Source organism: Roseomonas sp. WA12, assembly GCF_054165765.1.
On sequence record NZ_CM135108.1, the window covers coordinates 628,279 to 644,213 of the forward strand.

The window sequence follows — 15,935 nt, forward strand, 5'->3', positions numbered from 1 at the left end:
ATCACTCCGCGCGGGAAAGCAGGGCGAGCGCTTCGCCGCGCCACTGGCCGAAGCCGGTGACGAGGATGCGCCGGGGCTCGGTCGCATCGCCGGCATCGGCGGGGTCCATCGGGGCCGGCAGGGCGCCGCGGGAGAGGGCGAGGGCGGCGAGAGCCACATGGGCGGGGAAGGCGCCCTCCACCCCGTGGCCGATCAGGTTGGCCGGGCGGCGCACGGGGGCGTTGAGGTCGCGCAGGAAGGCCTGTTCCTCGTCCCAGATGCCGGGCACGCCCGTGGCGCCTGACATCACCGCGTCCACGCCTTCGGGCGCGACCTGGTCGAGCAAGCTCTTGGCGGCGGCCGTGGCATCGCCCGGTACGGTGCGGCGGGTGGCAATGCTCGCGACTGCGTCGAGCCGCGCGAGGATACGGGCGCCGCGCGCGCGGGCGTGCTCCTCGGTCTCCAGCACGAGGAAGCCACCCATGCCGCCGAGGATCATGCCCTTGCGTTCCGAGAGGGGCTTGTGCGGCCCCTCATGCAGGCCCTCGCCCCCGCGATACAGCAGCAGCAGGTCCCAGCGCTGCGCCGTCATGGCGCCGCCGACGAGCGCAATCTCGCCGCGCCCTTCTGCGAGGCGGGCATGGGCGATCCGCACCGCATCCGCCGCGGCGCTCTCCTCGCCCATGAAGGTGCGCGAGGAGCCGGTGACGCCGTGAACGATAGAGATGTTGCCCGCCAGCAGGTTCGAGAGCTGGGCGAGGAACAACGTGGGGCGCAGGCCGGTCGCCAGCATCTCGTTCAGCCGGGCGCCGTCGTTGGTCTCGGCCAGCTCGGCATTCACCTGCTCGTCCAGCGGCACGTCGCGCTCGCCGCCTCCGGCGGCGACGATGAGATGCATGTCCTCCACCAGGCCGCGCGCATCAGCGTCGTCGATGGCCAGCCCGGCGGCATAGGTGCCCAGGCGCTGCCAGGGCTCCATCTGGCGCTGATCGCCCTTCTTGGGGATCTGCGTGTCGAGCGTCAGCGCGGGCAGCGGGTGCACGGGCCAGGGGGCGTAGGTGCTGTCATCCACCACGGGCGCAGCGCCGGCCGAGAGCGCATTCCAATGCGCCTCCGCACCCTCGCCGAGCGCGGTGACCAGGCCAATGCCGGTGATGACGACGGGCTTGCGGTTCATGCCGCAAACCCCGGCAGACCGATCCGGACGGCATTGGCGCGCATGGCGGCCTCCAGATCGGGATGGGGGAAGGGCATGGAGCGAAGCAGGATCTCGGCATCGGCGATGCGCTTGCCCTCGCTCGTCACCCGCGCCTCGGTCACGGTGTAGCCGGAGCCGTCATGCGTGACCTTCGAGGTGACGTCGAGCGGCGCGTTCGGGCCGACGAAGTTGCGGAACTTCGCTTCCTTCACCGACATCAGGAAGGGCATCTGCGCGAAGCCGTTGCGGCCGAGGATGAGCCAGCCGCTGGCCTGGGCCATCGTCTCGACCAGCAGCACGCCGGGCACCAGGGGGTGGCCGGGGAAGTGTCCTTCGAAGACCGGGGAGGCCTCGGGCACGCGGCTTTCCACCACGATCGCATCGCCCTCGAGCGACACGATCCGGTCGATCATCTGGAAGTATTCGAGGCGCATGGGCGCCCCTCAGCCCTGCTTGGCGGCGACCAGCTCGTCGATGCGGGCCGCGAGGTTCTTCATGACGAAGTAGTGCTCCGCAGGCTTCTCGCCGGCATTCACTTCCTGCGTCCACTTCTCCACCGGCACCTTGATGCCGAAGGCCTTGTCGATCGCGAAGACGATGTCGAGGAAGTCGAGGCTGTCGATGCCCAGATCCTCGGTGACATGGCTGTCCGGCAGGATCGCGTCGCGGGCGACCTCGCTGTTCTCGGCGATGATGTCGGCCACGCGATCGAAGGTAGCGGTGGTCTCGGCAGCCATGGGGCGGCTCCTGGTCAGGCACGCCGGGCGCGGCCGCGGGGCCGGGCAGGGGCGGGGTCTCGGGTGATCGGCGCGGGTGATGGACCGGAATGGGGGGCGAAGTCCAGGGGTGGCCCAGGGGAGGTCAGGCCCCCGCCTCTCCAGTCCGTGAGGTGGCGGGGCCGGCGAGGAGGGCGAGCGTCCGGTCCAGCAGCAGGGCCAGCCACGCGGTGAACACCGCGCCCTGCAGAACCCAGGCCGGGTTGCCGTTGGCAAGGCCGGTAACAATCGGGGTGCCCAGGCAGCGGGCGCCGGCCACTGCGCCGACGGCGGTGGTGGCCACGGCCAGGGTGACGGCCGTTCGCAGCCCCGCCAGCAGGACCGGACGGGCGAGCGGCAGCTCCACGTCCCGAAGCCGCTGCCATGGGGAAAGGCCAAGCCCGCGCGCCGCCTCAACCGCGCCGGACGGCACGGATTCCAGCCCCGAGACGGTGGCCCGGAGCACTGGCAGGGCGGCGTAAAGCACGAGGGCGAGCAGGGTAGGCGCCGCGCCGAAGCCGAGCAGCGGAAGGGCCAGCGCGATGGCCGCGACAGGGGGCAGGGACTGAGCAAGGGAGAAGGCCGCGTCCAGCACCGGGCGAAGGCTCCGCCCGCCGGACCTTGTGGCGACGATGCCGGCCGGGATGCCCAGCGCGGCCGCCAGCACCACAGCGCCAAGGGCAAGGGCGAGATGGGAGGCGAGAAGGGTGAACCAGGACTCTGCCGCATAGGTCGGGCGGGAGATCTCGGGGAACAGCGCGCGCCAGAGGGGTTCCGCACGCGGCGCGGCGAACAGGGCAGCGAGGAAGGCCAGCGCCTCCGCCACCAACCAGGCAGCGCGCCTCACCCTCCGGCGCTCGCGGCGGGAAGAAGGGCGGCAAAGGTCAGGTGGCGCGGCTCCGGGCCGTCCAGCGCCAGGCGGTCGGTGCCTGAAGCGAGCATAAGAAGCAGGGCGTCGCGCAGCGTGGCACCCGCTGGCAGGGCGGGGGCGCCGGGCGCAGGGCCGGGCAGGGCGACATCCCCGGCCCGGAGGGCGGAGAGGCGGTGGAAGGCCAGCGCTTCGGTGCGGACCATGCGGCGAATGATGGGTGGGGTACGCGGGCCGAGCACGTCCAACGGAAGACCCTCGATAACCAAGCGGCCCTCCTCCATCACCGCGATCCGGTCGGCGAGCGCCAGCGCTTCCTCCACATCATGGGTGACGAGGAGGATGGTCTTGCCCGACCCCGCATGGATGCGCCGCAACTCGGCTTGCAGCCCGCGCCGCGTGCCGGGATCGAGGGCGGAGAAGGGCTCATCCATCAGCAGCACGGGCGGATCGGCCGCAAGCGCCCGGGCTAGGCCGACGCGTTGCGCCTGGCCGCCGGAAAGGGTGCCGGGGCGGCGGTCGCGGTAAGTGGCGGGGTCGAGCCCGACCAAGTCCAGCAGCGTATCCACCCGCGCCCCGATCCGGCGCGGGTCCCAGCCCAGCAGCCGGGGAACGGTGGCGATGTTCTCCGCCACGCTCCGGTGAGGAAAGAGCCCGACGGACTGGATGACGTATCCAATGCCGCGCCGGAGGACCTGCGGGTCCATCCCCGCCACATCCTGCCCGCCCAGCAGCACCCGCCCGCCCGAGGGTGCGATCAGCCGGTTCACCGTGCGCAGCAGGGTGGACTTGCCCGACCCACTCTCCCCCAAAAGCACACAGAGCGCGCCCGGCGGCACATCGAAGGTGACGCCCCGCAGCGCCGCCAAGGCGCCGTACTGGTGGGTAACGGCATGGAAGCCGATCACGGCGCGGGCGCCAGCCGGGCGAGAAGGCCGATCCCGGCATCGGCCGCCAGCGACAAGGCCAGGACCGGCAGAACGCCTAGCAGGATGAGATCCGCAGCGAGCTGGCCGGTTCCCTGGAAGATGATGGCGCCGAGACCGCCGCCCCCGACCAGCGCCGCCAGCGTTGCCAACCCCACTGCCTGCACGGCCGCCAACCGTAGCGCGCCGAGCGCCACGCCCGCGCCCATCGGCAGGCGAAGCTGCCAGAGGATCTGGCAGGGGGAGAGGCCCTGACCCTGCGCGGCCTCAATCAGATCCGGCGGGGCCACGCGGATGGCGGTAAGGAGGCCGCGGGCAAGGGGCAGGAGAAGGTAGGCCGCGATGCCGAGTACCGCCGGCGCCGGGCCGATGCCGCCCAGGCCGACCTCGCGCAGAACCGGGAAGGCGGAGGCCAGGGCTGCAAGCGGCGCGATGAGCAGGCCGAACAGGGCGATGGAAGGGATGACTTGCACGCCCGATACGGCGCCGAGAAAGGCGGCCTCCATCCGAGGGCGGGATAGCGAGAGGGCGGAGAGGGGGATCGCCAGCGTGAGGGCGAGGAGGAGGGCGGAAAGCGACAGGGCAAGGTGCCCGGCCAGGGCTTCGACCAGCTCAGGCCCGCGCCCGGCGGCCTCGCGCAGCAGGGAGAGCGGGGCGAGCAGGCCGGCGGCACCGAGAAGTGTGGCGCCGGCGATGGTGACCAGAATCGGGATGGCCGGGCTGCCCCGGCGCAACGCGGCCGCGGCGGCCATGGCGAGTGCGAGGAGGGTAAAGGCGGTCCATGCGCCGGCGGCGGGGGCGGCGCGGGCGAAACCCCCTTCCGGCAGTGCGCCCGCAGCGCCCAGGCCGATGGTGGCCAGCAGGGCGAGGACGGCGCCGACTGCTGCGGCCTCGGCCAGCCAGGGGCGGCGCGGGCGCCAAACGGTGAGAAGCAGGGCGAGCAGCGCGGCGTGGTATCCGGCCCAGGCCAGGGTGGCCGGGCCTGTTTCCGGCAGCGGCACCACGCGCGGGGAGAGCAGGCGGTTGGGGGCCACCGCGATCCAGCCGAGCAGGGCAGGGGCGAGGGCCGCTGCCAGCGCGAGCGGCACGAGCACCAACGAATTGGCAGGACGGGGCAAGGCGGTCAGCCCAGGCCGAGGCTCCGCAGGTGATCCCGCGCCACGTCGCGCACGGGACGGCCCTCCACCACGATACGGGCGTTCAGCGCCTGCAACCGGGTGAGGGTGAGGCTCTCGAAGACCGGGGCGAGCCAGGCCTGAAGCTCCGGCAGGCGGCGCGCGACCTCGCCGCGCACCAGCGGCGCCGGGGCGTAGACGATCTGCGCGCCCTTGGTGTCCTCCAGCACGCGCAGCGACAGGGCGGAGATGGCGCCGTCGGTGCCGTAGACCATGGCAGCATTCACTCCGTTCAGCCGCTCCCCCGCGGCCCGCATCGTCACCGCCGTGTCGCCGCCGGGCAGGACGAGAAGTTGCTGGGGCGTGAGCGCGAAGCCGTAGGTGCGCTGGAAGGAGGGGAGGGCGGCCGGGCTTTCCACGAATTCGGCGGAGGCGGCGAGCTTGAAGTCGCTCCCCTGCTGAAGGTGCCGGGCCAGGTCCTCCATCGTGCGGAGGCGTGAGCGCTCGGCCATGTCCTCGCGCACCGCGATGGCCCAGCTGTTGTTAGCCGGCGCCGGGCGCAGCCAGACGAGGTCGTTCCGCTCGGCATCCAGGCCCCGCACCCGCTCATAGGCCGGCTCATGCGCGTGCCAGGCCTGGTCATCCTCCTGCTGGAAGAAGAAGGCGCCGTTGCCCGTGTACTCCGGATAGAGATCGACTTCCCCGGCGAGGATGGCCTGGCGGAGGATGCGGGTGGGGCCGAGTTGCAGCCGGGCGCGAACCGGGACCCGGCGCGCCTCCAGCACCTGGATGATCAGCTGGCCGATCAACGCGCCCTCGGTGTCGAGCTTGGAGGCGATGGTGACAGGGCGACCCTGCGATGGCGCCTGGGCCCGGGCGCCGGCAGCCGGAAGCGCAAGGGTGGGGAGGAGGCCGAGGAGGGCGCGGCGCGTCGGGCATGCGGTCATCTTCGGCGCCTCATCGGGGTTCGCAGGCTAGAATTGGTTCGCCGGGCGGGGCGGGCAAGCAGCTGGCCGGGACGTTAACACGACCGCGGAAAAGGGGAGATCGGGTCATGCCAGGCGATCCGTGTGGGCGTCGGGGGCTGGATCAACGAGCGCTGGCGCGAGGTTTTCTATCCAAAGGGGCCTGGGGCAGAAGAAGGCGTTGGTATTCGCAAGCCGGGCGCTGATCTTCAGCGAAGTGAGGATGACGAGGCGCCCGATCGCTTCGTCTTCGCGCTGAAGGGTTCGCCCTACGCGACGAACCGCCGCCGCCTGGCAGGCGCGGGCAAATCGATAGAACGTTTCCTGACGAGTGGGCTAGCGGAGCTGAAGACGAAGCTCGAACTGATCAACTGACCAGAGGCTTCCAGCGAATGAAGTCGCCTGCCGCGATGGGGTTTGTTCAGCGGTTGGGGGCGACAGGTATTAGGGCCGGAACTGGTGCGGGTGGTCGGACTCGAACCGACACTCTGTCACCAGAAGCGGATTTTGAATCCGCCGCGTCTACCATTCCACCACACCCGCGCAGCGCCTGAGATGCCATGGTCAAGCCCCCCGCGTCCAGCCACTGCGCGCCGGTTCGCTGCAGGTTAGGTTCCGGCTGGTTGGGCCACCGTCCCGGGCGCGCCTACCTCCGCGGTGTGGAAGGCGGCGGGGGAGGTGACCTCCAGCATCTCAAGGTCCTCGGAATGCTCCACCTCGCGATGCCGCACGCCGGGAGGCTGGATCACGCTGTCGCCCGGTTCCAGCAGTACCTCGCCGATATCCTCGTACTCGAAGCGCACCCAGCCGCGCAGGACGAGAACGAGCTGGAAGCCGAGGTCATGGGTGTGCCAGGCGGACTTCGGGCCCTCTCCCGGCACAGCGCGGATGATATGGGCCGCGTGGCTTCCCCCGGTTGCTTCGCGGGCGCCGAGGTCTCGATAGGCGAAGAAGCCGCGGAGACCCGGATCATAGGTGGCGCCTGCGGCCTTGCTGACGGTGGTGCGCATGGATCCTCCCCGGGCATCTGCTGTTCCGCGGTGCCCCTTCGGGCTGCCGCGCCGTGCGGCATGATGGGCCGCGCGGCCGCATCATGCCCGGGGAATGCGTCAGTCGGCCACGGCCTTCCGGTACAGCCGCCAGGTGCCGTGGCCCAACAGCGGCAGCACCACCGCGAGCCCCACGAAGAGCGGCAGGCTTCCCAGGAACAGCAGCGCCGCCACGATCAGGCCCCAGAGCCCCATCGGCACGGGATTCATCGCCACCGCCCGCACGGAGGTGCGCAGCGCCACCACAGGCCCCACCGGGCGGTCCAGCAAAAGGGGGAAGGACAGCACCGACAGGGCCAGCACGGGGATGGCGAAAAGGAGACCGACGGCGTTGCCAACCCAGATCAGCCGGTGCCCCTGCTCGGTCCGGAAAAGCTGCTGCGCGAAGTCCTGCACAGAGGCCGGGCGCGCGCCCTGGAAGATGGAATCGTAGATGGCCTGCGCGGTGAAGAGCCAGGCGACGAAGATCGCGAGCAGCATGATGCCCAGCAGGATGATGGCCCCGAGATTGGATGAGCGCAGCACACCGAAGGCGTCTGTCCAGCGGGTCGGCAGGTTCTGCTCCCGCCGGCGGCTCAGCTCGTAGATACCCAGCGCGGCAATCGGCCCCACCAGGGCGAAGCCGGAGATCAGCGGCCACATCAGCGGCATCAGCGCATCATTCGCCGCGGCCTGCGCGGCCACGAGACCGATGACGGGATAGATGATCGCCAGGAAGACCAGCTGCGTGGGGTGGGCGAGGAAATCCTCCCAGCCCTCGCGCAGGGCGGCCCAGACATCGCCGGTGCCGATCCGGCGCAAGGCCGGTTCCGCGGCCAGGGCCGGCCGGTCGGGCAGGCGGTCCGCATTGGCGTAAACTCGGGTCGTTGCCATGACGTGTTCTCCCGGGCCGGCCGCTTGATGCGGCGGCTGCGTTTCGAGCGCAGTGCGGAAGGCCCGGGGGACCGCTGCTTAGGGGAAACGCCAGAGACAAACGCCGCACGGAGCCGGGTCGTCCTTCATGGCAGTTGGGGCGCGGGCGGACAACCGGCAAGGCCAGTTGGCCGGGCTTGCGGCCGCCAGGGGGTGGGGGCAGCTTGCCGCACGATGACGCTCCCCCGAAAAGCCACGGTCGTGGCCCTGCTGGCCGCCGCCGCACCTCTCGCGGCCCTGGCCTCCGAAACCCTCCTGCGCATGGCGCCCTGTGCCCTCTGCCTGTGGCAGCGCTGGCCCTACTGGGTGGCGGTGGTGCTGGCCGTACTGGCGGCGGGGCTGCGCTCCCGCGCGCTCCTGGCGCTGGCGGGCGTGGCGGTGCTGGTCTCCGGGGCGATCGCCGGGCTGCATGTCGGCGTGGAACAGGGCTGGTGGCCGAGCCCGCTCGCCTCCTGCGCCGCGCCGAGTGCCGGGGCGGCGGCCAGCGTGGACGATCTGATGCGCAGCCTGGCGCCGCGGCCGGACAAGCCCTGCGATGCACCGGCCTTCCTGATTCCGGGCCTTCCCGTCTCCATGGCCGCGATGAACCTCGCCTATGCGCTTGTGCTGGGCGGGCTGGCGCTTAACTGGTCTCGCAGAGGGGCCACTTCAGGAGCCAACCCATGAGCGACGCGGCCAACCAGGGGCGCACCACCTTGCAGGACCGCCTGCCGGGGGACCCGACCCCGCGCGATTACGTGGCGCGCACCATCCGAGTGGACCATGCCGGGGAATACGGGGCCAAGCGCATCTATGAGGGGCAGCTGGCCGTGCTCGGCCGCACGAAATACGGCCCCATCCTTCAGCACATGAAGGAGCAGGAGCAGGGCCATCTCGATACCTTCACCCGGCTGATCGCCGAACGCCGCGTGCGGCCTACCGCGCTGCTGCCGATCTGGCACGTGGCCGGCTTCGCGCTGGGGGCGGCCACCGCGCTGATCGGCCATCGCGGCGCCATGGCCTGCACCGTGGCGGTGGAGGAGGCGATCGACGAGCACTACCAGGCCCAGTACGACACGCTCGGTGTGGACGAGCAGCCGCTGCGGGATGAGATCGAGCGGTTCCGGCAGGAGGAGCTGGAGCATCGCGATATCGGGCTGGAGAACGAGGCCGAGCTTGCGCCGGCCTACAAGCTGCTCGCTGCCGTTATCAAGGCCGGGTGCAAGGTGGCCATCAAGGTAAGCGAGCGGGTCTGATCCCAGCCGCGCGACAGAGCGCGCAGGCGAACGCGGACTGACGCGGGAGCGACAACGCCGCGCTAGCACGCCGGCCAAGCGACGCAGGCGGCGCTCTTCCAGCCCCCTGACCTCTGAGAGCCGCTGGTCCGTGACGAGACCAGCTTGCTCACCTACCGCTGGCATCCCCGGTGCCGCGCTGTTCCAGGAGGACGCCGCGCAAATCGGGCCCGCAGTGCTGGCCATGATGGCGGCGATGGTGCGGGACGGAATGTTGCTGGTGGAGAACCCGCCCCGGCAGTTAGGGCCGTAGCCCACCCGTCCGCAGTGGCCTGCAGGGCGAGAGGAAAGGGCCGGTTTTTTAGGTCCGCCACATGGGTTCGATGATTGTAGGGCGGGCGCGGGGTGGGGCAGGGCGGCGTGGCGGCGCGGGTGCGGAGGCGGGCGGGGCCGGGAGCGCTTCCTCGGGCGCAGCCGACTCGGGCGGGGCTGGCTCGGGCGTGATGCCGGCAAGCGCGCCGATCAGCCGCATGGCCGCGGCCAGCAGCGGGTCGCGCAGGCCCTGACGGGGGTCGGCGGATTCGGGCGCCAGAAGCATCACGACGAAAACGCGCCGTTCCAGCATAGTGGCGCAGCCGAGCTGGCGGCGCGGCGCCTCGCCGCGCAGTTGCACGTCCAGGCAGCGCGAGGAGGGGCCGGCCTCGGCGGCGCGGGCGACGAAATGGCGGATGGTCACGTTTTCCCGCCGGCTGGCAGCATCCACCGCCGCGGCGCGGGCGAAGACCTCCATGGCCGCGCCCACCTCTGGCTCGTCCCCGCCCTCGCCGGCGTTGCGGCGCTGGCTGGGCTCGAGGGCGTGGACGGAGGCGGCCGAGCGGTTGGGATGGACGTAGCGTGCGATTACGGTGCTGCCCGCACCCCGCTCCGGGCGCGACTTGCGGAAGCCCGAAACCTCCTCCGGTAGCCGTGCGAAGGCGATGTCGGCGGCAAGGTCCGGGGTGGCGCGGCCGCCGCAAGCGGCCAGCAACGGAACAAGCGCGGTGAGAAGCGGGATGGCCCGGCGGAGCATCGCCCCTTCTACCCTGCGGCCGTGGCGGCGGACAGGGATGCGGTCAGTGGATGGAGGGCAGGCGCTGGCGCGGCGCGCGCTCGGTCTTCAGCCAATCCGGCCAGCCCACGGTGCGCTCGACAATCACGAGACCGAAGGAGAGGCCGAAAGCGACGAGCATGACGATCAGCTTCCTGCGCGAGGGCGGGTTCCGCCACAGGCGCCACATGAAGAACAGCATACGATCCAAAGGAATTCAGCTTTCGAGCTCGGAATCCCAATATAGGTAGTCCCGCCAGCTTTCATGCAGGTGGTTGGGCGGGAAGGCGCGACCGTTCTCCTGCAGCTCCCAGCTCGTCGGCTGGCGCGGCACCTGGCGAGGCATCATTCCGATCTCGCGCGGCAGCTTCGACCCTTTGCGCAGGTTGCAGGGCCCGCAGGCGGCGACAACGTTCTCCCATGTCGTGCGTCCGCCGCGGCTGCGCGGGATGACATGGTCGAAGGTGAGATCCGGGGCGGGCCGGTCGGCGCCGCAGTACTGGCAGGAGAAGCGGTCCCGCAGGAATACGTTAAAGCGGGTGAAGGCCGGGCGGCGCGCGGCGGGGATGTATTCCTTCAGCGCGATCACGCTGGGGAGCCGCATGGTCAGGCTCGTGGAATGCACCTCGGTCTCGTACTCGTTCAGCACCGAGACCCGGTCGAGGAAGACCGCCTTTACCGCGTCCTGCCAGGACCAGATGGAGAGCGGGAAGTAGGAAAGCGGGCGGAAGTCCGCATTCAGCACAAGGGCGGGAAAGGATCGGCCGCCGGGACCCCCCATCGCCCCAAAGGCGGGTAGGTCACCGAAGCCGCCCCCGCCCGCACCGATGGTACTCGAGCCACCACCGGTCGTGGAACCACCATAGGATCCGTCTGGCACGCGCCTCTCCCTGCAGGAGGCGCGGCACCACCAGAACTGGGGCGCGGCCGGGCGGTCGGGCCCCAGATAGTGTGGCGCCGCCCTGAACGCGGGGAGGATGGCAGGGCCCCGCGGGGGGCGCAACTCGCCCGTGACGCGGATTCACATGCCCGTCACGGAGGCGGTCAGGCCCTCGGCAGGCTCGCCGCGGCGCGCTGCAGGAACAGGGCGCCGGCGGCCAGGCCCGCATCGTCGATGCCATGGCCGAGTCGCGGCGAGTACACCGTCTCCACCGGCACACCCGCGTCGCGCAGCTCGCGCTCCGCCGCCCGGCTGCCCGCGACGGGCACCACCTCATCCACCTCGCCATGCACAAGCAGCACCGGCGGACGGCCGCGCAGTTCAGCCCCGAGGGACTCGGGGGCGAGGAGAAGGCCGGAATAGGCGAGGATGGCCGCCGGTGGCACCGCGCGCCGAAGGCCGCAGAACAGCGCGGTCATCGCGCCCTGGCTGAAGCCCATCAGCATGACATTCGTCTCGGGCAGGCCGGCGGCGACGCATTCGCGGGTGATGGCGGCATCCACCACCGGGGCGACGGCGCGGATGCCGGATTCCATGCGGGCCATGTTGCGGTCGGTGAGGTCGAACCACTGTCGGCCGAAGGGGGCACCAGCATAGGGCGTTGGCGCGTTTGGTGCGATGAACATCGCGTCGGGCACGGCGCGCGACCATTGCGGCGCCAGGTCGATCAGGTCGTTCCCATCCGCGCCCACACCGTGGAGAAGAAAGACGATCTGCTGCGCGCGCCCCTTCGAGGCAGGGCCCCAGCGGGGGCCGTCGAGTTCGGCCATGATGCTTTCCTTCGGTGCTGCACGGGGCTAACCCGGCCGGCGCGATGGCAGCAAGCCCCGTTCATCCTGGCCCCGTCACCCGTTTCGCACCGAGCCCGACAGGGCTGCTGCATCTTGGCCACGCGCATTCGGCACTGATCGCCTGGCGAGCGGCGCGCGAGGCGGGCGGGCGCTTCCTGCTGCGCATCGAGGATATCGACCGCGCGCGCTGCCGGCCGGAGTTCACGGATGCGGTGCTGGAGGACCTGGCCTGGCTCGGCCTGGACTGGGACGGGCCGGTGCGCGTGCAGTCGCTGCATTTCGACGCGTATCGGGCCGTGCTGGATGCACTCCTTGCCCGTGGCCTGCTATATCCCTGCTTCTGCACGCGCGCCGAGATCGCGCGCGAGGTGGCGGCGATCGGCGCGGCGCCGCACGGGCCGGAGGGGCTTCTGTATCCCGGCACCTGCCGCCGGCTTTCAATGGGCGACAGGGCAGCGCGCATGGCGTCCGGCGCGGCTTATGCGCTGCGCCTGGACATGGAGGCCGCGCTGGAGGTTGTCGGTCCATTGTCCTTCGAGGAGATCGGCCAGGGCCGCCTGCGCTGCGACCCCGCACGCTCTGGCGATGCCGTGCTGGCGCGCAAGGACACGCCCGCCTCCTATCACCTGTGCGTCACGCATGACGATGCGTTGCAGGGCGTAACGCTGGTGACGCGCGGCGAGGACCTGAAGTCCGCGACGGACCTGCACCGGCTCCTCCAGGCGCTGATGGGCTGGCCGGAGCCTGCCTATCGTCACCACCCGCTGCTGCTGGGAGCGGATGGAAAGCGCCTGGCCAAGCGCGACGGTGCGCCGTCCCTGCGCGGGCTGCGGGAAGGTGGTGCAACCCCCGCTGCGATACGCGCAATGGCGGAGGGGCACGCCTCTACCACGGGGTGAAGTCTGTCTCCGCGGTCACGCGGCGGCAGTAGGCAGCGAGCAGCCGGGCGCCGTTTTCCACATCCGTCAAGCTCAGCACCTCGCAGGGCGTGTGCATGTATCGCAGTGCGATGCCGAGCAGCCCGGTCGCCATGCCGGAGCCGCTGAGCTGCATGGCGTTCTCGTCCGTCGGCGTGCTGCCCGGCGCGACGCGGATCTGCAGGGGGATGCCATCCTCCCGCGCCGCTCGCTTCATCATGTCGAAGACTACGGGGTTGGTGTTCGCGCCGCGCAGGATGCTCGGTCCCTTGCCAATCTCCATCGGGCCGTGCTCGGCCGCGCTCACGCCGGGATAGTCGATGGCGTGCTCCATATCGACCGCGATCCCCGTCTGCGGCGCGAGACCGGAGGCGGAGGTCTTCGCGCCGCGCGAGCCGATCTCCTCCTGCACCGTGCCCAGCGCGTAGACGCCGACGCCAGGGGCGAGGCCGCCCTCCTCCTTCAGCAAGCGCAGCGCCTCGGCCACGATGAACAGTCCGGCCTTGTTGTCGAAGCCGCGCCCCACCGCTCGGTCACCCAGAAGCTTCTCGAAGCCGTACTGGAAGGTGGCGACATCGCCAAGTCCGACCACTTCCTCCGCCTCTGCGCGGCTGCGGGCGCCGATATCGATCCACAGCTCGGAGATGCGCGGCTTCTTCTGGATCTCGTCCGGGCTCAGCAGATGTATCGCCTTGCGCCCAATCGCGCCCGGGATGCGCTGGCGCCCATGTACCCAGACGCGCTGGCCGACGGGGATGGTGCTGTCATGCCCGCCGATGGTGCTGAAGTGGAGAAGACCCTCTTCGCTGATCTGGTGGATGATGAAGCCGATCTCATCCATGTGCCCGGCGAGCATGATCCGCATCGGCGCATCGGGGTTGAGAATGGCGGTGACGTTGCCGTGGGTATCGGTTGTGACACGATCCGCATATCGCCCGGCCCGGTCGCGGTAGAGCCGGGCGACCGCGCCCTCCGCCCCGCTCGGCGAGGGCGTTTCCACCAGGGTCTTCAGGAACTCGAGCGATTCGTCCCGCATGCGACGCCTTTCCCCGGCCCGGCGCCGGAGGCAGCGGCAGGCACGGCGTTCCAACGGGAGCACCGGCCCGCGGCTGCACGGCGCCGACGCAAATCCGCGCCGTCACGCCGTGTCATCACCCCGGGCCGGTACCCTCCCGGCCCAGCGGCAAAGCGATGTCGCAAACCAGCCCCGCCGTGTTCCAGGCGAGAGTGACGGCACCGCCGAGCTGCGCGCGCACGGTGCCCTCCAGCACGCGGGTGCCGAAGCCGCGGCGGTCTGGCGGGCCGGCCAGCCGTGGGCCTCCCGTCTCGGCCCAGCGCAGGCGCAGCACGCGCACCGCCCCGCTCTCCACATGCCAAGCGATGGAGAGCCGGCCGGCAGGGGCCGAGAGGGCGCCGTACTTCGTCGCGTTCGTGGCCAGTTCGTGGATCGCCATGGCCAATGGCTGGGCGGCACCGGCGGGGAGGGTGACGGGCGGGCCAGCCAGCACCGCGCGCCCGTCCTCGCCGCCCAGGAACGGATCCAACTCGCCGGAAAGAAGCGCGCCCAGATCGGCGCCGGACCAGCGGTCATCGGCCAGCAGGGTCTGGGCGCGGGCCATGGCGGCGACGCGTCCCTCGATCGCCAATCGGTAGGAGGGCAGGTCCTCGGCCCGGGTCAGGCGCAGCGCGGCCTGCACGACGCTCAGGGCGTTCTTCGCCCGGTGATCCACCTCCCGCATTAACAGGGCGCGGCGCTCCTCGGCCGCGCGGCGCTCGGTCACGTCCTGGGCGACGCCGGCGATGCGGCGGGCGGCCCCGGTCCGCTCGTCGCGCTCGACCACGGCGCCAAAGGAGCTGACCCAGGTCCAGCCGCCGCCCGGGCGAATGACGCGGAACTCGGCCTCGAACCGCGGGACATTTCCGGCCGCCACCGCGCGGAACCGCGCCTCCGCCTCCGGCCGGTCCTCGGGGTGCATGCCGTGGAACCAGTCCTCGTAGACCAAGCCCCTCTGTGGGACAGCGGTGATCTCCACGGACAGCGGGCCGGTCCGGGACCCCGTGCCGGTGGTGAAGTCGAACTCCCAGCTGCTCAGCCGCGCGGCCTCCACCGCCAGGCGCAGCCGGGCATTGGAGTCGCCCAGGGCGGCTTCGGCCGCCTTGCGCTCGGTGATGTCGAACAGCGCGCCATAGGCAACAGGCCGCCCGTCCAGGCTCACCCCCTGCACGCGGACCAGCACGTCCCGCATTGCACCGGACCCGGTGCGGTGGCGTGTCTCGAAGGCCTGGACGGCGGTGGGCAGGGTGCCGGCCCGTGCCCGCGCGCGAACTCCCGCGGGATCGCCGAGAGCATCGATGTCGTCGATCGAGAGGCGCAGGAACACGTCCCGGTCATGGCCATAAGAGGCGCAGGCCTGGGCATTCACGTCGAGCACGCGCCCAGTCACGGGGTCGATGATGATGACGGAGAAGGGGGCGAGGTCGAACAGGGCGCGGTGGCGCGCCTCGCTGGCGCGCAGGGCTGCCTCCGCCCGGGCGCGTCCGACCGCATCCCAGCTGCGCTCCGCCACCTCGCGCACCAGGGCGATCTCCTCCGGCGTCCAGCGGCGCGGATGGGGCTCATGGGCGTAGAGCAGGGCGGTGAGGGCGCCATCCTTTACGATGGGCGCGACGATGAGGGCGCGGGTGCCGATGCTGGCCCAGGCGGTGGCCTCGGCCGCGCCGCCTGCGCGCGGATCAGTCGCGCTGTCCTCCACGACGAGGACGCGGCCGGCGCGAAGCTCCTCGATCAGGGCAGGGCCGAAGCCGTCCAGCAGCCGAGCCTCGCCCGAAAGGCTGCCAGCCGGGGCGTCGGTGCTGTCATCGGTCCAGGCGCGCTCGACCCGCACGGTTTCTCCGGCCGCGTCGATCTCGCCGAAGCCGGCGCGGGCGACGCCCAGCTCGCGGCCGAGCATCTCGGCCGCCGCTGCCATGGCGGCGACGGGGTCGGTGAGGCCGCGCAGGCCCTCCTCCAGCGCGAGCCGGAAGGCCCGGTGGTCGGACGCCGCAGCACGGGATCCCGCCTCGGCCTCAGCGAGGCTGCGCAGAGCCGCGCGCAACGCGTCCTCGGCATCGCGGTAGAGTCCGGTCGCGAGGCGGGCAGCGAGCAGCGCGGCGGTCCCGGGGGCGAACGCCGCGGGAAGGAGAGGACGGGACGGGGTGGACACCCCGCCGCTCTCGGAT

Annotated in this window: 19 protein-coding genes and 1 tRNA gene; 4 read left to right on the top strand and 16 right to left on the bottom strand. The window is 71.4% G+C overall.

Annotated features, from left to right (window positions below; all coding sequences use genetic code 11):
- Position 1 precedes the first annotated feature (1 nt).
- The 7 genes from ACVBD7_RS03105 to osmF form a co-directional block, all read right to left on the bottom strand.
- Positions 2–1,156 (bottom strand): beta-ketoacyl-ACP synthase, encoded by a 1,155-nt coding sequence (locus tag ACVBD7_RS03105; protein ID WP_458096054.1) that lies wholly within the window; start codon positions 1,154–1,156, stop codon positions 2–4.
- On the bottom strand, positions 1,153–1,611 hold the full coding sequence (locus ACVBD7_RS03110; RefSeq protein WP_458096055.1) for a 3-hydroxyacyl-ACP dehydratase FabZ family protein: 459 nt from the start codon (positions 1,609–1,611) through the stop codon (positions 1,153–1,155). The genes ACVBD7_RS03105 and ACVBD7_RS03110 overlap by 4 nt, the downstream gene beginning before the upstream one ends.
- 9 nt (positions 1,612–1,620) lie before the next feature.
- Positions 1,621–1,914 carry an acyl carrier protein gene (locus ACVBD7_RS03115; protein ID WP_458096056.1) on the bottom strand — a complete coding sequence of 98 codons (294 nt, stop codon included), beginning with the start codon at positions 1,912–1,914 and terminating at the stop codon, positions 1,621–1,623.
- A 124-nt stretch (positions 1,915–2,038) separates the two neighbouring features.
- Positions 2,039–2,779, bottom strand: a complete 741-nt coding sequence (locus tag ACVBD7_RS03120; RefSeq protein ID WP_458096057.1) for an ABC transporter permease — start codon at positions 2,777–2,779, stop codon at positions 2,039–2,041.
- Entirely contained in the window at positions 2,776–3,708 is a 933-nt protein-coding gene (locus ACVBD7_RS03125) for an ATP-binding cassette domain-containing protein (RefSeq protein ID WP_458096058.1), read from the bottom strand. Before ACVBD7_RS03125 ends, ACVBD7_RS03120 begins: the two co-directional genes overlap by 4 nt.
- On the bottom strand, positions 3,705–4,844 hold the full coding sequence (locus tag ACVBD7_RS03130) for an ABC transporter permease subunit (RefSeq protein WP_458096059.1): 1,140 nt from the start codon (positions 4,842–4,844) through the stop codon (positions 3,705–3,707). Before ACVBD7_RS03130 ends, ACVBD7_RS03125 begins: the two co-directional genes overlap by 4 nt.
- Positions 4,845–4,849: 5 nt before the next feature.
- Positions 4,850–5,788: a glycine betaine ABC transporter substrate-binding protein OsmF gene (gene osmF, locus ACVBD7_RS03135; RefSeq protein WP_458096060.1), complete on the bottom strand. Its 939-nt coding sequence runs from the start codon at positions 5,786–5,788 to the stop codon at positions 4,850–4,852.
- Between the two features lie 123 nt (positions 5,789–5,911).
- Between osmF and ACVBD7_RS03140 the strand changes: the two genes are divergently transcribed.
- Complete coding sequence (locus ACVBD7_RS03140) at positions 5,912–6,181, top strand: hypothetical protein (protein WP_458096061.1); 270 nt, start codon at positions 5,912–5,914, stop codon at positions 6,179–6,181.
- An 82-nt stretch (positions 6,182–6,263) separates the two neighbouring features.
- Here the strand turns inward: ACVBD7_RS03140 and ACVBD7_RS03145 are convergent.
- The 3 genes from ACVBD7_RS03145 to ACVBD7_RS03155 all read right to left on the bottom strand — a co-directional run bounded on the left by ACVBD7_RS03145 (position 6,264) and on the right by ACVBD7_RS03155 (position 7,728).
- Positions 6,264–6,349, bottom strand: a tRNA-Leu gene (locus ACVBD7_RS03145).
- Between the two features lie 65 nt (positions 6,350–6,414).
- Complete coding sequence (locus tag ACVBD7_RS03150) at positions 6,415–6,816, bottom strand: cupin domain-containing protein (RefSeq protein ID WP_458096062.1); 402 nt, start codon at positions 6,814–6,816, stop codon at positions 6,415–6,417.
- Positions 6,817–6,915: 99 nt separating this feature from the next.
- A complete protein-coding gene (locus ACVBD7_RS03155) occupies positions 6,916–7,728 on the bottom strand; it encodes a DUF2189 domain-containing protein (protein ID WP_458096063.1) in 813 nt (270 codons plus the stop codon).
- 213 nt (positions 7,729–7,941) lie between these two features.
- Here ACVBD7_RS03155 and ACVBD7_RS03160 point away from each other — a divergent pair, with 213 nt between their 5' ends.
- Positions 7,942–8,433 carry a disulfide bond formation protein B gene (locus ACVBD7_RS03160; RefSeq protein ID WP_458096064.1) on the top strand — a complete coding sequence of 164 codons (492 nt, stop codon included), beginning with the start codon at positions 7,942–7,944 and terminating at the stop codon, positions 8,431–8,433.
- Positions 8,430–9,002: a demethoxyubiquinone hydroxylase family protein gene (locus tag ACVBD7_RS03165; protein WP_458096065.1), complete on the top strand. Its 573-nt coding sequence runs from the start codon at positions 8,430–8,432 to the stop codon at positions 9,000–9,002. The genes ACVBD7_RS03160 and ACVBD7_RS03165 overlap by 4 nt, the downstream gene beginning before the upstream one ends.
- Positions 9,003–9,342: 340 nt before the next feature.
- Here the strand turns inward: ACVBD7_RS03165 and ACVBD7_RS03170 are convergent, their stop codons facing one another.
- The 4 genes from ACVBD7_RS03170 to ACVBD7_RS03185 all read right to left on the bottom strand — a co-directional run bounded on the left by ACVBD7_RS03170 (position 9,343) and on the right by ACVBD7_RS03185 (position 11,778).
- Positions 9,343–10,050, bottom strand: coding sequence for a hypothetical protein (locus ACVBD7_RS03170; RefSeq protein ID WP_458096066.1), 708 nt, complete (start codon positions 10,048–10,050; stop codon positions 9,343–9,345).
- A gap of 43 nt (positions 10,051–10,093) precedes the next feature.
- Positions 10,094–10,270 carry a hypothetical protein gene (locus ACVBD7_RS03175; protein ID WP_458096067.1) on the bottom strand — a complete coding sequence of 59 codons (177 nt, stop codon included), beginning with the start codon at positions 10,268–10,270 and terminating at the stop codon, positions 10,094–10,096.
- A gap of 15 nt (positions 10,271–10,285) precedes the next feature.
- A complete protein-coding gene (locus ACVBD7_RS03180; RefSeq protein WP_458097624.1) occupies positions 10,286–10,849 on the bottom strand; it encodes an HNH endonuclease in 564 nt (187 codons plus the stop codon).
- A 263-nt stretch (positions 10,850–11,112) separates the two neighbouring features.
- On the bottom strand, positions 11,113–11,778 hold the full coding sequence (locus ACVBD7_RS03185) for an alpha/beta hydrolase (protein ID WP_458096068.1): 666 nt from the start codon (positions 11,776–11,778) through the stop codon (positions 11,113–11,115).
- Between the two features lie 44 nt (positions 11,779–11,822).
- Here ACVBD7_RS03185 and gluQRS point away from each other — a divergent pair, with 44 nt between their 5' ends.
- The gene (gene gluQRS, locus ACVBD7_RS03190) at positions 11,823–12,698 is read left to right on the top strand and encodes a tRNA glutamyl-Q(34) synthetase GluQRS (protein ID WP_458097625.1); all 876 of its coding nucleotides are present in this window, start codon (positions 11,823–11,825) and stop codon (positions 12,696–12,698) included.
- On the opposite strand, the gene ACVBD7_RS03195 is transcribed toward gluQRS, so the two are convergent.
- Positions 12,685–13,752 (bottom strand): M20/M25/M40 family metallo-hydrolase, encoded by a 1,068-nt coding sequence (locus tag ACVBD7_RS03195; RefSeq protein ID WP_458096069.1) that lies wholly within the window; start codon positions 13,750–13,752, stop codon positions 12,685–12,687. The genes gluQRS and ACVBD7_RS03195 overlap by 14 nt on opposite strands.
- A gap of 115 nt (positions 13,753–13,867) precedes the next feature.
- Positions 13,868–15,919: an HWE histidine kinase domain-containing protein gene (locus tag ACVBD7_RS03200; protein ID WP_458096070.1), complete on the bottom strand. Its 2,052-nt coding sequence runs from the start codon at positions 15,917–15,919 to the stop codon at positions 13,868–13,870.
- Positions 15,920–15,935: the final 16 nt, after the last annotated feature.

Coding starts and splice junctions, on each gene's coding strand:
- gluQRS (WP_458097625.1), top strand. CDS start 11,823: ATGGCAGCAAGCCCCGTTCATCCTGGCCCCGTCACCCGTTTCGCACCG.
- ACVBD7_RS03180 (WP_458097624.1), bottom strand. CDS start 10,849: ATGGGGGGTCCCGGCGGCCGATCCTTTCCCGCCCTTGTGCTGAATGCG.
- ACVBD7_RS03110 (WP_458096055.1), bottom strand. CDS start 1,611: ATGCGCCTCGAATACTTCCAGATGATCGACCGGATCGTGTCGCTCGAG.
- ACVBD7_RS03195 (WP_458096069.1), bottom strand. CDS start 13,752: ATGCGGGACGAATCGCTCGAGTTCCTGAAGACCCTGGTGGAAACGCCC.
- ACVBD7_RS03185 (WP_458096068.1), bottom strand. CDS start 11,778: ATGGCCGAACTCGACGGCCCCCGCTGGGGCCCTGCCTCGAAGGGGCGC.
- ACVBD7_RS03160 (WP_458096064.1), top strand. CDS start 7,942: ATGACGCTCCCCCGAAAAGCCACGGTCGTGGCCCTGCTGGCCGCCGCC.
- ACVBD7_RS03115 (WP_458096056.1), bottom strand. CDS start 1,914: ATGGCTGCCGAGACCACCGCTACCTTCGATCGCGTGGCCGACATCATC.
- ACVBD7_RS03165 (WP_458096065.1), top strand. CDS start 8,430: ATGAGCGACGCGGCCAACCAGGGGCGCACCACCTTGCAGGACCGCCTG.
- ACVBD7_RS03155 (WP_458096063.1), bottom strand. CDS start 7,728: ATGGCAACGACCCGAGTTTACGCCAATGCGGACCGCCTGCCCGACCGG.
- ACVBD7_RS03105 (WP_458096054.1), bottom strand. CDS start 1,156: ATGAACCGCAAGCCCGTCGTCATCACCGGCATTGGCCTGGTCACCGCG.
- osmF (WP_458096060.1), bottom strand. CDS start 5,788: ATGACCGCATGCCCGACGCGCCGCGCCCTCCTCGGCCTCCTCCCCACC.
- ACVBD7_RS03170 (WP_458096066.1), bottom strand. CDS start 10,050: ATGCTCCGCCGGGCCATCCCGCTTCTCACCGCGCTTGTTCCGTTGCTG.
- ACVBD7_RS03150 (WP_458096062.1), bottom strand. CDS start 6,816: ATGCGCACCACCGTCAGCAAGGCCGCAGGCGCCACCTATGATCCGGGT.
- ACVBD7_RS03175 (WP_458096067.1), bottom strand. CDS start 10,270: ATGCTGTTCTTCATGTGGCGCCTGTGGCGGAACCCGCCCTCGCGCAGG.